The sequence below is a fragment of the Frischella perrara genome, assembly GCF_000807275.1.
Classification (GTDB): Bacteria; Pseudomonadota; Gammaproteobacteria; order Enterobacterales; family Orbaceae; genus Frischella; species Frischella perrara.
The window spans coordinates 852185-865077 of sequence record NZ_CP009056.1 but is presented as its reverse complement, the minus strand read 5'-3'; the positions used below and the strand labels follow the sequence as shown (position 1 = coordinate 865077).

Below are 12893 nucleotides of genomic sequence, written 5' to 3'. Positions count from 1 at the left end.
TTACTTTTTAAAATTAAAATAACGTCCATCTAGCATCATGCTTAATGGGGGTTGTTAATAATACTTCATCACATCCTTTGATAAAGTCACATTCATAAATTAATTTTGCTTTTAATTATTTTTAAGGCCTGTTGGAACACTTCATCGATTGTCAAATCTGTTGAATCTATCAAAAATGCATCTGAGGCAGATTTAAGTGGCGCAATGGTTCGATTACGATCTCGCTCATCCCGGGCTTTAATTTCATGCAAAATCTCGTCATATATAGCACAAATCTTATTTTTTTGCAACTGTTTCATTCTTCTTTCTGCTCTTGCTTCTGGACTAGCATCCAAAAAGATTTTGACAGGAGCATCGGGAAATACAACTGTTCCCATATCTCTTCCATCAGCAATTAGACCTGGTTTATTCCTAAAATCTCGTTGCCGTTGTAATAATGCTTCTCGAACTTTTGGTAACGCTGCAATTTTTGAAGCCATTTCACCTATTTCTTGTGTGCGGAGCTTGTCAGAAACATCAATATCATTTAATAAAACATGAACACCCGATTCCATTGTTACAAATTTAAGTGGTAGATTTAAAGCATGAGTTTCTAAAACATCTTCACTATCTAGAGAAATATTGTGATCTAAAATCGATAGTGCTAAAACACGATAAATTGCACCAGAATCAAGTAAATTCCATTTAAAGTGTTTCGCTAATAAAACACATAATGTTCCTTTACCTACTCCGCTTGGACCATCGACAGTAACAACCGGAATATGTGTGGAGTTTATAATCGTTTCCATTATTAATACCTTTTATAGTTAATTTTGTAATTTTAGCACATATCAATTTTTGCGACTCAATAACTAATTATAAGCAAAAAATCCCCAAAGTCATTCATGTTCGCACTGCTTAGCAATCCCAAAATATTTAGATTGGTTGTATTAAAGTTAATGATAATTATTAATAGTTTTAGCAACTAATGTTAAATTATCTAGTTTTATTCTAATAATTTAACAAAAAAAATGATTAAAATTCGTGTTAGAAAAAAAAATTTTAATAATATTGCAATATTTTAGTATTTTCCTCTTTTCACATCGAAAAAAAGTGCTAATATACGCGCCCTTGTTGAGGAATTTATTTGTGCTATCAGAACTATTTACTATTGGCAATCTAACGATTAAGAATCGACTTATTGCGGCTCCAATGGCGGGTATTTCTGATTTGCCATTCCGTTCTTTATGTTATAAATACGGTGCAGGGTTAGCTTTTTCAGAAATGTTTTTAGCTAATTCGCAAATTTGGCATACTGAACAATCAAAACAAAAGCTCGCTAACTCGCAAGAGCTTGGCATCAAAGCAGTACAAATTATAGGTTCTGATCCAGATGAAATGGCGAAAACCGCTATTTTGAACATGAAATCTGGTGCAGAGTTAATTGATATTAATATGGGATGCCCAGCTAAAAAAGTTAATAAAAACTTAGCTGGTTCGGCGCTTTTGCAATACCCTAAATTGGTAGAGCGAATTCTAATGAGTGTGGTACAAGCTGTTGATGTACCCGTTACTCTTAAAATTCGTACGGGTTGGAACAAAGCTAATAAAAATTGTTTGGAAATCGCACAAATTGCCCAAAAATGTGGTATAAAGGCGATTACTATTCATGGCAGAACTCGCGAGTGTTTATTTAAAGGTTTTGCTGAATATGATTCGATTAGACAAATTAAACAATATATCTCCATTCCTGTAATTGCTAATGGAGATATCATAGATCCTGAAAAGGCGGAAGAAGTTTTCCAATATACCAAAGCTGATGCTATAATGATCGGCAGAGGAGCATTAGGTAGGCCTTGGATCTTTGAAGATATAGCGTTCTATTTACAATATGGAAAATTTAAATCAGAAAAGAGCATTGATGAAATAAAAACTATTGTTTTATTACACTTAAAAGCTCTACATCAATATTATGGTGAAAAGAAAGGATTGCAGATTGCAAGAAAGCATGTAATTTGGTATACCCAAAACTATGCTGGGAGCGATCATTTTAGGCGCTTATTTAGTGTCATTGATAATGCTAATCAGCAATTCGATGCACTAGAAGCATTTTTTCAAGAAATTAAATTTTAATTAAAGAGTTAAAAATACTATGTCAGAAATTCGTGTTACAGCTGAAGCGTTAAAATTCACAACTGTTAACTCTCAAGAGCAAATTACTCAAAAACCGTTACGAGATTCAGTCAAACAAGCATTAAGAAACTATTTATCACAATTAAATGGTCAAGATCCTACTGATCTTTATGATCTTGTTTTGGCTGAAGTAGAACAACCGTTTCTTGACATGGTGATGCAGTATACAAGAGGTAACCAGACTCGTGCAGCAAATATGCTTGGTATTAACCGAGGTACTCTACGTAAAAAATTAAAACAATATGGAATGAGTTAATTCTTATTAAACACATTACCAATCTAAGAAGGCGCTTAACAGCGCCTTTTTAGATTTTGCTTCAATTTATTTTGTTTTTACTAACTTTTTTAAAATGTAATTTAATATAATTTTATACAATGGTAAAAAGAACACACCACAAATTAATATTTTAAATCCGTAATCCATTATGGCTATTTCTACCCAATGGGTCGCCATATAAATATCACCACTATGATAAAATGCAATTGCAAAAAACAGAAGCGTATCAATGGCATTACCTACAATAGCTGATGCAGTTGGAGCAACCCACCAACGATAATTTTGTCGTAAATGATTGAAAATGGTAATATCCATTAATTGACCAACTAGGTAAGCAGCAAAACTGGCTAAAGCAATCCTAAATACAAACATATTAAAATCGCATAACGAAGATAGCCCCGTCCAATCACCATCTGAAAACAATACAGAAATAACGTAAGATAGAATCAACGCCGGTATCATAACGACTAATATTATTTTTCTAGCTAAATTAGCACCAAAAACCCGAATAGTTAAATCAGTCGATAAAAAAATAAATGGGAACGTGAATGCTCCCCATGTTGTATTAAATTCAAAAATAGTAAACGGAATTTTAACTAAATAATTACTAGAAGCTATAATCAAGATGTGAAAAAAAGCTAATTTTAATAATACATTGTGGTTTTTCTGTAAGATACTTGGAAACATATATGTCCTTTTTATAAAAATAATATGGGGTTAGGGAACCCAGTAAGGTTAAATAAACTAATTAGCATTTCTTATTAGTTAAATACTCATTCAACCCCTTTTCGCGTAAAACACAACTCGGACATTCACCACAACCTTTTTCTACTCCATTATAACAAGTGTGAGTATATTGTCTGATATAGTCTAGACATCCTAGCTCATCAGCTAAGGCCCATGTTTCAGCTTTTGTTAAATACATCAAAGGAGTAATAATATTAAAAGCGTAATCCATCGCAAGATTCATGGTAACATTCATTGACTTAATAAAGACATCTCGGCAATCTGGATAACCACTAAAATCTGTTTCACAAACACCAGTAATAATATCTTTTATTCCCCGACTCTTGGCATAACATCCAGCTAATAGAAGAAACAGTGCATTTCGCCCATCAACAAAGGTATTAGGATAGGATTGAGAATCCTTAGCAAATTCAACAGCCATTGTTGAATCAATTAATGCATTATGTGTTGTTTGTTTAATAACAGAAGTATCTACAATTGTATGTAAAACACCTAAATCTTCTGCTATGAATTTAGCTTTTTCTAATTCGATAGCATGTCGCTGCCCATAATTAAAACTGATGGTTTCCACATTTTCAACGCCATAACGATTTATCGCTTGGATCAAACAAGTTGTAGAATCCTGCCCTCCTGAAAAAATAACGAGTGCTTTATTAATTTTTTGCATGAAATTACCTTTAAAAAGATAAAATGGTTATAGATAAAATTCGAATAATTGATGTTTATATTTCATTTTTAAGATTGAAAAATCACCCTAAAAATCTACAAAACAAAACTAGAGCTTCATTTATAAATGAAACCCTCTAATGTCATTGAAAGAAATGAAATATTTTTTAAAATACCTGCTACTAGCGGTTATCAATTTTTTCTGGGTATAGATCATGATTAGCTAAACGATTAAAAGCAATTTCTTGCCATTTCGTATTTGGCTTACCATAATTTGCATAAGGATCGATTGATATTCCGCCTCGTGGTGTAAATTTACCCCAAACTTCTATGTATTTAGGATCCATTAATTTGATTAAATCTTTCATGATAATATTTATGCAATCTTCATGAAAATCACCTCGATTACGAAAACTAAATAAATATAGCTTTAAAGACTTACTTTCCACCATTTTTATATGAGGAACATAAGAAATGTAGATTGTTGCAAAATCTGGTTGACCTGTAATAGGACAAAGACTAGTAAATTCAGGACAGTTAAATTTAACAAAATAATCATTATCTAAATGTTTATTGTCGAAAACTTCTAGAATTCCAGGCGCATAATCTTGCGGGTAACGAATAGATTGATCACCTAATAAGGTGAGATTTGAGTTAGTCATAAACTTCCTTAGTTTTTTTATGTGGGAGGATTTCGAACCACAGAATACAAAGTAGCACTAGTAATTATTAGTGCTACTCAACTAAACATAAACCTAAAATTTAATTAAGATTCAAGATTTTTTTCCACGCGTTCACGGAATTTAATACCTGGACGGAAAGTCACAACGCGACGAGCGGTAATTGCGACATTTTCACCTGTTTTAGGATTACGACCTGGGCGAGACTTCTTATCTCGAATCGCAAAATTACCAAAACCTGATAATTTCACGGTTTCTCCTTTTTCTAAGGCAACTCTTATTTCTTCGAAAAAGAGTTCCACAAGAATTTTAGACTCTTGACGATCGATATTAAATTTGTCTGTTAGACGTTCTGCAATATCAGCTTTAGTTAATGTCATAATTATTATTCTCTTAATAATGCTTTGAAACGATTTTGTAATGCAATAATACAATTGCTTACAATGTGAGTTATATCCTCATCTTCAAGTGTACGTGTTTTATCCTGCAAAATCAAACTGATAGCCAAACTTTTTTGACCTGCTTTGATATTTTCACCTTGATACATATCAAATAAGTTAACAGCAATAAGCTGTTCACCACCAATACTTTTACATACACTTAATACATCAGCAGCACAAACATCACTATCCACGATGATCGCTATATCTCGTCGATTAGCTGGATATTTAGATATATCCTGTGCTACGGGTACAGATTTTTGATTAATTTTATCTAAAATCAATTCAAAAACAAGTGTTTTACCGTTTAATCCTAATTTCTTTTCTATTTCAGGGTGAATGACACCTAAATAACCGACTTCTTCATTGTTTATATAAATCGCGGCATTTTGACCAGGATGCAAAGCCGGATGTTGTGACGGTTTAAATTGAACCTGATCTGCTAATCCACTAATTGCTAAGAGTGATTCAACATCCCCTTTTAAATCGAAGAAATCAACAGCACGTTTCTTAATATCCCAGTGGTCTTCATATTGATTACCCGTTATAACACCTGCTAGCAATGTTTGCTGATTAACACCAAATTCTGAATTATTGTCTGGAACAAAACGTAATCCTGTTTCAAACAATCTTATGCGCTGTTGTTGCCTATTTTGATTATATACAACAGCCCCCAATAAGCCCGACCAAAGAGATAAACGCATTACCGACATTTCACTCGAAATCGGATTTGGTAAAACAATAGCTTCTTGATTTGGATGTAATAGACTCTGAATTTTAGGATCAACAAAACTATACGTGACAGCTTCTTGATAACCATGGTTCACTAACAAATTTTTGAATTTATTTACAGAAACGTTTTTTTCAGAGTTATGTTGCATTACTAATTCAATATTCAAATGTTCATTTGGTATATTGTTATAACCATAAATTCGGGCGATTTCTTCGACTAGATCTTCTTCGATTTGAATATCAAACCGCCAAGTCGGAGCCTTAATTTGCCAGCTATTTTCGTTAGATATTACTTCACAGCCAAGTCGAGTAAGAATATCAACAATACGTTGATCATCAATATGATAACCGATTAATCTATCAATTTTGGCTCTACTTAAATGGATTATTGCGGGTTCCGGTAACTCATCCGTATTCGTAGCATCTATAATTGGACCCGCTGAACCACCACAAATAGCTAATAATAGTTCAGTTGCTCGTTCCATTGCTTTATATTGTAGAGATGGATCAACACCACGTTCATAACGATGTGATGCATCAGTATGTAAACCATATTGTCTTGCTTTACCAGCAATAGCAAGTGGTGAGAAAAAAGCAGATTCTAAAAGTATATTTTTACTTTCATTTGAAATACCTGAATCTTTACCACCAAAAATACCTGCTAATGCCAACGCCTTTTTATCATCTGCAATTACCAGTGTATTGGCTTTAATTTCAATTTCATTGCCATCAAGTAATACGAGTTTTTCATGCGGATGACCATAGCGTACTGTTATAGCGCCTTCAATTTTATCTAAATCGAAAGCATGCATAGGATGACCTAATTCAATAAGAACATAATTAGTGATATCAACAACAATGTCTATTGAACGAATACCACTACGGCGTAATTTTTCTTTTAGCCATAATGGTGTTGGAGTTGTTACATCAATCCCTTTAATTATACGTGCTAAATAACGAGGTGCAGCTTTAGGCTCTAAAACAGACACAGATATTTTATCTTCAATGGTGACCTTAGGCGTTTCAAATTGTGGTACAGTCAAACTAATATTATTAATTGAGGAAATATCACGAGCAATACCCATAATACCAAAACAATCCGCACGATTTGGTGTGACACTAATTTCAATCATCTTATCGTTTAATTGTAGATAATTTCTGATATCTTCACCAAGAGGAGCATCTTCAGGTAATTCAATAATACCATTATGGTCATCAGAAATAGCTAATTCAGAATAAGAACATAACATACCCTCTGATGGTTCACCACGTAATTTGGCTGCTTTTATTTTAAAGTCACCGGGTAAAACAGCGCCAACTGTGGCACATGCTACAGTTAAACCTTCACGACAATTAGGAGCTCCGCAGACAATATTTAGAAGCTGATCTTGACCGATATCAACTTTCGTTACACGTAATTTATCTGCATTTGGATGTTGGTGACACTCCACAACTCTACCTACTACAACTCCCGAAAAATCACCAGCAACATTTTCTATATCATCAACTTCCAAACCAGCCATGGTAAGCTGATCGCATAATTGTTCACTACTTATTGCTGGATTAACCCATTCACGTAGCCAACTTTCACTAAATTTCATGTTTGGTCCTCCAGACTAATTAAATTGTTTTAAAAAACGTAGATCATTTTCAAAGAAAGAACGTAAATCAGTTACGCCATATCGTAACATTGTTAATCGCTCAATTCCCATACCAAATGCAAAACCACTATATACTTCTGGATCAATACCTACATTACGTAAAACGTTCGGATGAACCATTCCACATCCTAATACCTCAAGCCATTTACCATTTTTTGCTTTAATATCTACTTCAGCCGAAGGTTCAGTGAAAGGAAAGTAACCTGGTCTAAAACGAATTTCCATATCATCTTCAAAGAAACAATGTAGAAAATCATGTAATAAACCTTTTAAGTGAGTAAAACTAATGTTTTTATCAATCAACAATCCTTCCATTTGATGGAACATTGGGGTATGAGTTTGATCATAATCATTACGATATGTTCTACCTGGAGCTATAATTCGAATTGGTGGTTTCTGTTTTTCCATAGTACGGATTTGTACCGTAGATGTTTGAGTGCGTAACAGGCGATTAGCGTCAAACCAAAATGTATCATGATCTGCTCTTGCTGGATGATGGGCTGGAATATTTAACGCATCAAAATTATGATAATCGTCTTCAATTTCAGGTCCATTTTCAACAACAAAACCAAGCTTACCAAAGAAATCAATCAATCGATTGACAGTAAGAGTAACAGGATGTAAACCACCTATTTCCATTTTACGGCCAGGCAATGTCACATCAATGGTTTCATTTGCTAATTTTGCATCTAATAATGCTCGTTCTAATAAAGCTCTTTTCTCATTTAAAGCAGATACAACTTCTTGTTTAGCATCATTGATTTTTTGCCCAACCATCGGACGTTGATCTGCTGGTACATCACGTAATGAAGCCATTTGTAAGGTAAAATGACCTTTTTTACCTAAAAAATCAACTCTAATTTGTTCAATTGCATTAATGTCTTGTGCATTGTTAATTGCCGACTTGGCTTTGTCGACCAATTCAATTAATTGAGACATAGCATCCTCTTTATTTTATTTGTTAAAAACCTACCCACAACCAAATATTTTGATCTATTTTACTTTTATGTTGTTACGTTTCATTTCATAAAAGTAGCAATAAAAAAGGCCTCTATACGAGGCCATTTACAATTTATTTTCGTTTTCATTTTGCCTCAAAATGAATTCACTTTACAAAGTCAAAAAAGAAACGAAAAAAAACTGCATTAATCATTAATATTTTATTTCCATTTATAAGGTTAGATAAAAATGAGGTCGAATTAATTCGACCTCATAAAAACTATAATGCTGCTTTTGCTTTTTCAACTAAAGCGGCAAAGGCATTTTTATCAAATACCGCAATATCAGCAAGGATCTTACGATCGATTTCAATTGAAGCTTTCTTAAGACCGTTAATAAAACGGCTGTAAGATAAACCACATTGACGCGCTGCTGCATTAATACGGACAATCCATAATTGACGGAATTGACGTTTACGTTGACGACGGTCACGATAAGCGTATTGACCAGCTTTAATAACAGCTTGGAATGCAACACGATATACACGAGAACGCGCACCATAATAACCTTTAGCTTGTTTTAAAATCTTCTTGTGACGAGCACGAGCAATAACACCACGTTTAACGCGAGCCATAATATTCTCCTTAAATAATTAAACGTGTGGAATACACGCTTTGACTAAACCTAAATCACCTTTTGATACCATGGTTAAACCACGTAGATGACGTTTACGTTTTGTCGATTTCTTAGTTAAGATATGGCTTTTGTTAGCTTGCTTGTGTTTAAATCCACCTGAAGCTGTTTTTTTGAAGCGTTTTGCCGCTCCACGTACAGTTTTAATTTTTGGCATATTAAATACTTCCACATCCGCATTGTTAATAACATAAAATAGAAGGTGATATTTTTATTTTCATAAAAATACGCTTGTCAAAACCTTACTATTTTTTCTTTGGCGCTAAGACCATTATCATTTGACGACCTTCAATCTTAGATGGATAAGATTCAATGATTGCCAAATCAGCTAAGTCTTCTTTAATGCGGTCAAGCATTTCAGTACCTAACTGTTGGTGAGCCATTTCACGACCGCGGAATCGTAGTGTTACTTTAGCTTTATCACCATCTTCAAGGAAGCGTATCAGGCTGCGGAGTTTTACCTGATAATCTCCCTCATCTGTACCAGGTCGGAATTTAATTTCCTTAACCTGAATAACTTTTTGCTTTTTCTTCTGTTCTTTTGTTGCTTTGCTCTTCTCATAAAGGAATTTGCCGTAGTCCATAATACGACAAACTGGCGGTTCTGCGTTCGGGCTAATTTCAACAAGATCTAAAGATGCCTCTTCTGCCTGCTTAATCGCTTCATTTAAACTAACAATTCCGATTTGTTCGCCATCAACACCAGTTAATCGGACTTCTTGTGCAGTAATTTCATCATTAATTTTATGTGCACGAGTTGTTTGAATACGTTTTCCAGCTTTAATACCTAAATCCTCCAATCAAATACAATAACAAAACCAGATCATTTTATTCGCTGATCGGGTCCAAAGAACGAGTACGAATTTCGTTGAGCAGTAATTCTACAACATGTTCAACTTCAAAGCTACCAAGATCTTTACCTTGACGTGTACGAACTGACACTTTTCCGGCTTCAATCTCTTTATCGCCACATACGAACATATATGGAACACGTTTTAAAGTATGTTCACGTATTTTAAAACCAATTTTTTCATTACGCAAATCTGCTTTAGCCCGAATACCTGCATCTTGTAGTTTTTTAGTTAATTGTTGAACATAATCAGCTTGATTATCAGTAATATTAATTACAACAACTTGCGTTGGCGATAGCCAAGTAGGGAAAAAACCTGCACAATTTTCAGTTAAAATACCGATAAACCGCTCCATAGATCCTAAAATAGCACGATGAATCATAACAGGAATATGGCGATCATTATCTTCACCAACATAGCTTGCTTCTAAACGTTCAGGTAACATAAAATCTAATTGGACAGTACCACATTGCCATGCTCGACCGATACAATCGTGCAAAGTAAACTCAATTTTAGGTCCGTAAAATGCCCCTTCTCCAGGTAAATATTCAAATTCAATCCCATTTTCGGTTAAGCATTCAGCTAAATCTTTTTCAGCCATATCCCAAATTTCTTCACGTCCAATACGTTTTTCGGGACGAGTCGATAATTTGACAGTGATATCTTTAAAACCAAATGTGCTGTACATATCGTAAACCATTTTAATACAGCTATTTACTTCCCCTCGTATTTGCTTTTCAGTACAGAAAATATGTGCATCATCTTGAGTAAAGCCTCGTACACGCATTAGACCATGCAATGATCCAGAAGGTTCATTACGATGACAGCTACCAAATTCTGCCATTCTTAATGGTAAGTCACGATAGGACTTTAATCCTTGATTAAATATTTGAACATGCCCCGGGCAATTCATTGGTTTAATACAATACTCACGATTTTCAGAAGATGTTGTAAACATCAAATCTTGGTAGTTTGCCCAATGTCCTGTTTTTTCCCACAGCACACGGTCCATCATAAAAGGACCCTTTACTTCTTGATATTGGTACTCTTTCAACTTAACACGGACAAAAACTTCAAGTTCGCGGAATATTGTCCAACCATCATTATGCCAAAACACCATACCCGGTGCTTCTTCTTGCATATGATATAAATCTAATTGTTTACCAATACGACGATGATCACGTTTGGCTGCTTCTTCTAAAAACTGCAAATAAGCGTCTAACTGTTTTTTATCGCCCCAAGCAGTACCATATATACGTTGTAGCATCTTATTTTTACTATCACCACGCCAATAAGCACCTGCTATTTTTTGCAGTTTAAAATGGTGACAAAAACGCATATTTGGCACATGTGGACCACGGCACATATCAATATATTCTTCATGATGATACAGTGCTGGTTTAGCATCTTGAGGGATATTTTCATCTAATATCGTTATTTTATAAGGTTCTTGACGTTGCCAAAAAACATCACGCGCTTGCTGCCATGTTACCACTTCTTTTTTTACAGCATAGTTCTTTTTAGCTAGCTCTAACATACGTTTTTCGAGTGCATCAAGATCTTCTTGTGTTAAAGTATGATCCAAATCAACATCATAGTAAAACCCGTTATCAATAGTAGGACCTATAGCCATTTTAGTATTTGGCCAAAGTTGTTTAATCGCATGACCCAGTAAATGAGCACATGAATGACGAATAATTTCTAATCCATCTTCATCTTTTGCTGTAATAATAGCAACAGTTGCATCGTGCTCAATTAAGTCACAAGCATCCTTTCTTTCACCATTTACTCTACCTGCAATACAGGCTTTAGCAAGACCGGCACCAATACTTTGAGCGACTTCTAATATGGTTACAGCTGTTTCAAATTGACGTTGACTTCCGTCGGGAAGAGTTATTACTGGCATGAATATTCCTTAAAAAACCCCTATTAATGTAGTGGTGTACCCTACGACAGTACACGTGCATTAGCTAAGTCTGTGAATTAATCTTAATCAATGTTAGATACAAATTTTTGGTCGCAAATTATATCATTTATTAAATAGCTTTGAAATAGTCCTCAATTACAACTTTTATTACACTTCATTATAAAAAATTCAAAACAAATATTAGTTTATATAAAATATGTACTTTACATTATTTGAATTAACAATGAAAATATCTCGAAATATTTAAATAACAATTTTTTTATTTATTTTTATAGATTAATTTAAGTAAAGATTTATAATTAAATCAAAATATTAAATAATTTTGAACACTATATGAGTTCAAGGATAGAATATGATTAATAGAAAGACGCTTCTTATATTAAGTTCTTTGTTTATTTGCAACAGTGCCTTAGCAAATGATAACGTGACAAGTGTTGTCGATTCATTTTTTAATTGTGATAATAGCTTTTTCCATCAATTAAAAGATAATGTTGAAGATTTTTCTGTTTATAGCGATCTTAATGTTAAAGATGAAATTGCCTATATTCCAGTAAATGATATCTCATCAGACAATGATTTTACTTACACGTTTAGACAACCAATAAATTATAGAGGTTTAGTATTAACGAGCTACGTAAATAAATACATAAATACCTATAATCTAGGCAAATACTATTATTGGGGATTCATTGTAAATAATTCAATCAGTGATATACAAAATAAATTCGAACAATTTTCATGGCAACCTTTTAGTGAAAATACCTTTATTACGAATTCACAACGTTTTGATAATCAAAAACAAAATAAAGGATGGGAAAATTACCCTTATAGTTTCGATGGTGTAGCTCCGCGTGCTAATACGACTGAAAAGATGATTTATTTAGAAAAAATCAATGATAATCAGACGTATTTATTATGTTCATTACAAGGCGATATAACTAAAGACATACTATATTCGATTCATCCCGATATGCAATATATTGCTCAAGAACTTGCCGATAAAATTAAAGCGAAAAATAAAATCTCAGAAGATGAGCCTTCTCAAGATGATATTCAGACACCCATAAAAATGATGAATGATGAGACTAAAGTGAATAAGGATATGTAA

At 33.6% G+C, this 12893-nt stretch carries 14 protein-coding genes and 1 riboswitch; of the genes, 3 read left to right on the top strand and 11 right to left on the bottom strand.

Annotated elements, in window-relative coordinates; translation table 11 throughout:
• Nucleotides 1–92 precede the first annotated feature (92 nt).
• Nucleotides 93–788: a (d)CMP kinase gene (gene cmk / locus FPB0191_RS03815; protein WP_039104163.1), complete on the bottom strand. Its 696-nt coding sequence runs from the start codon at nucleotides 786–788 to the stop codon at nucleotides 93–95.
• 340 nt (nucleotides 789–1128) lie between these two features.
• On the opposite strand from cmk, the gene dusB reads away from it, so the two are divergent.
• Nucleotides 1129–2112, top strand: coding sequence for a tRNA dihydrouridine synthase DusB (gene dusB / locus FPB0191_RS03810; protein WP_238574474.1), 984 nt, complete (start codon nucleotides 1129–1131; stop codon nucleotides 2110–2112).
• Between the two features lie 19 nt (nucleotides 2113–2131).
• Nucleotides 2132–2428 carry a DNA-binding transcriptional regulator Fis gene (fis, locus tag FPB0191_RS03805; protein WP_039104162.1) on the top strand — a complete coding sequence of 99 codons (297 nt, stop codon included), beginning with the start codon at nucleotides 2132–2134 and terminating at the stop codon, nucleotides 2426–2428.
• Nucleotides 2429–2494: 66 nt separating this feature from the next.
• Here fis and FPB0191_RS03800 read toward each other — a convergent pair whose 3' ends face one another.
• The 10 genes from FPB0191_RS03800 to thrS form a co-directional block, all read right to left on the bottom strand.
• Nucleotides 2495–3136, bottom strand: coding sequence for a 7-cyano-7-deazaguanine/7-aminomethyl-7-deazaguanine transporter (locus tag FPB0191_RS03800; protein ID WP_039104160.1), 642 nt, complete (start codon nucleotides 3134–3136; stop codon nucleotides 2495–2497).
• Nucleotides 3137–3197: 61 nt separating this feature from the next.
• Nucleotides 3198–3863 carry a 7-cyano-7-deazaguanine synthase QueC gene (gene queC / locus FPB0191_RS03795; protein ID WP_039104158.1) on the bottom strand — a complete coding sequence of 222 codons (666 nt, stop codon included), beginning with the start codon at nucleotides 3861–3863 and terminating at the stop codon, nucleotides 3198–3200.
• Between the two features lie 181 nt (nucleotides 3864–4044).
• Nucleotides 4045–4524 carry a preQ(1) synthase gene (gene queF / locus FPB0191_RS03790; RefSeq protein WP_039104156.1) on the bottom strand — a complete coding sequence of 160 codons (480 nt, stop codon included), beginning with the start codon at nucleotides 4522–4524 and terminating at the stop codon, nucleotides 4045–4047.
• Nucleotides 4525–4526: 2 nt separating this feature from the next.
• Nucleotides 4527–4571: riboswitch (PreQ1 riboswitch) on the bottom strand.
• A gap of 57 nt (nucleotides 4572–4628) precedes the next feature.
• Nucleotides 4629–4922 carry an integration host factor subunit alpha gene (locus tag FPB0191_RS03785; RefSeq protein ID WP_039104155.1) on the bottom strand — a complete coding sequence of 98 codons (294 nt, stop codon included), beginning with the start codon at nucleotides 4920–4922 and terminating at the stop codon, nucleotides 4629–4631.
• Between the two features lie 5 nt (nucleotides 4923–4927).
• On the bottom strand, nucleotides 4928–7315 hold the full coding sequence (pheT, locus tag FPB0191_RS03780) for a phenylalanine--tRNA ligase subunit beta (RefSeq protein ID WP_039104152.1): 2388 nt from the start codon (nucleotides 7313–7315) through the stop codon (nucleotides 4928–4930).
• Nucleotides 7316–7330: 15 nt separating this feature from the next.
• The gene (pheS, locus tag FPB0191_RS03775) at nucleotides 7331–8314 is read right to left on the bottom strand and encodes a phenylalanine--tRNA ligase subunit alpha (protein WP_039104150.1); all 984 of its coding nucleotides are present in this window, start codon (nucleotides 8312–8314) and stop codon (nucleotides 7331–7333) included.
• Nucleotides 8315–8594: 280 nt separating this feature from the next.
• A complete protein-coding gene (gene rplT / locus FPB0191_RS03770; RefSeq protein WP_024496189.1) occupies nucleotides 8595–8948 on the bottom strand; it encodes a 50S ribosomal protein L20 in 354 nt (117 codons plus the stop codon).
• A gap of 18 nt (nucleotides 8949–8966) precedes the next feature.
• On the bottom strand, nucleotides 8967–9164 hold the full coding sequence (gene rpmI, locus FPB0191_RS03765) for a 50S ribosomal protein L35 (protein ID WP_039104146.1): 198 nt from the start codon (nucleotides 9162–9164) through the stop codon (nucleotides 8967–8969).
• An 88-nt stretch (nucleotides 9165–9252) separates the two neighbouring features.
• On the bottom strand, nucleotides 9253–9792 hold the full coding sequence (gene infC / locus FPB0191_RS03760) for a translation initiation factor IF-3 (protein WP_039106578.1): 540 nt from the start codon (nucleotides 9790–9792) through the stop codon (nucleotides 9253–9255).
• A 43-nt stretch (nucleotides 9793–9835) separates the two neighbouring features.
• A complete protein-coding gene (gene thrS, locus FPB0191_RS03755) occupies nucleotides 9836–11764 on the bottom strand; it encodes a threonine--tRNA ligase (RefSeq protein WP_039104144.1) in 1929 nt (642 codons plus the stop codon).
• 373 nt (nucleotides 11765–12137) lie between these two features.
• On the opposite strand from thrS, the gene FPB0191_RS03750 reads away from it, so the two are divergent.
• Nucleotides 12138–12893 (top strand): hypothetical protein, encoded by a 756-nt coding sequence (locus FPB0191_RS03750; RefSeq protein WP_039104143.1) that lies wholly within the window; start codon nucleotides 12138–12140, stop codon nucleotides 12891–12893.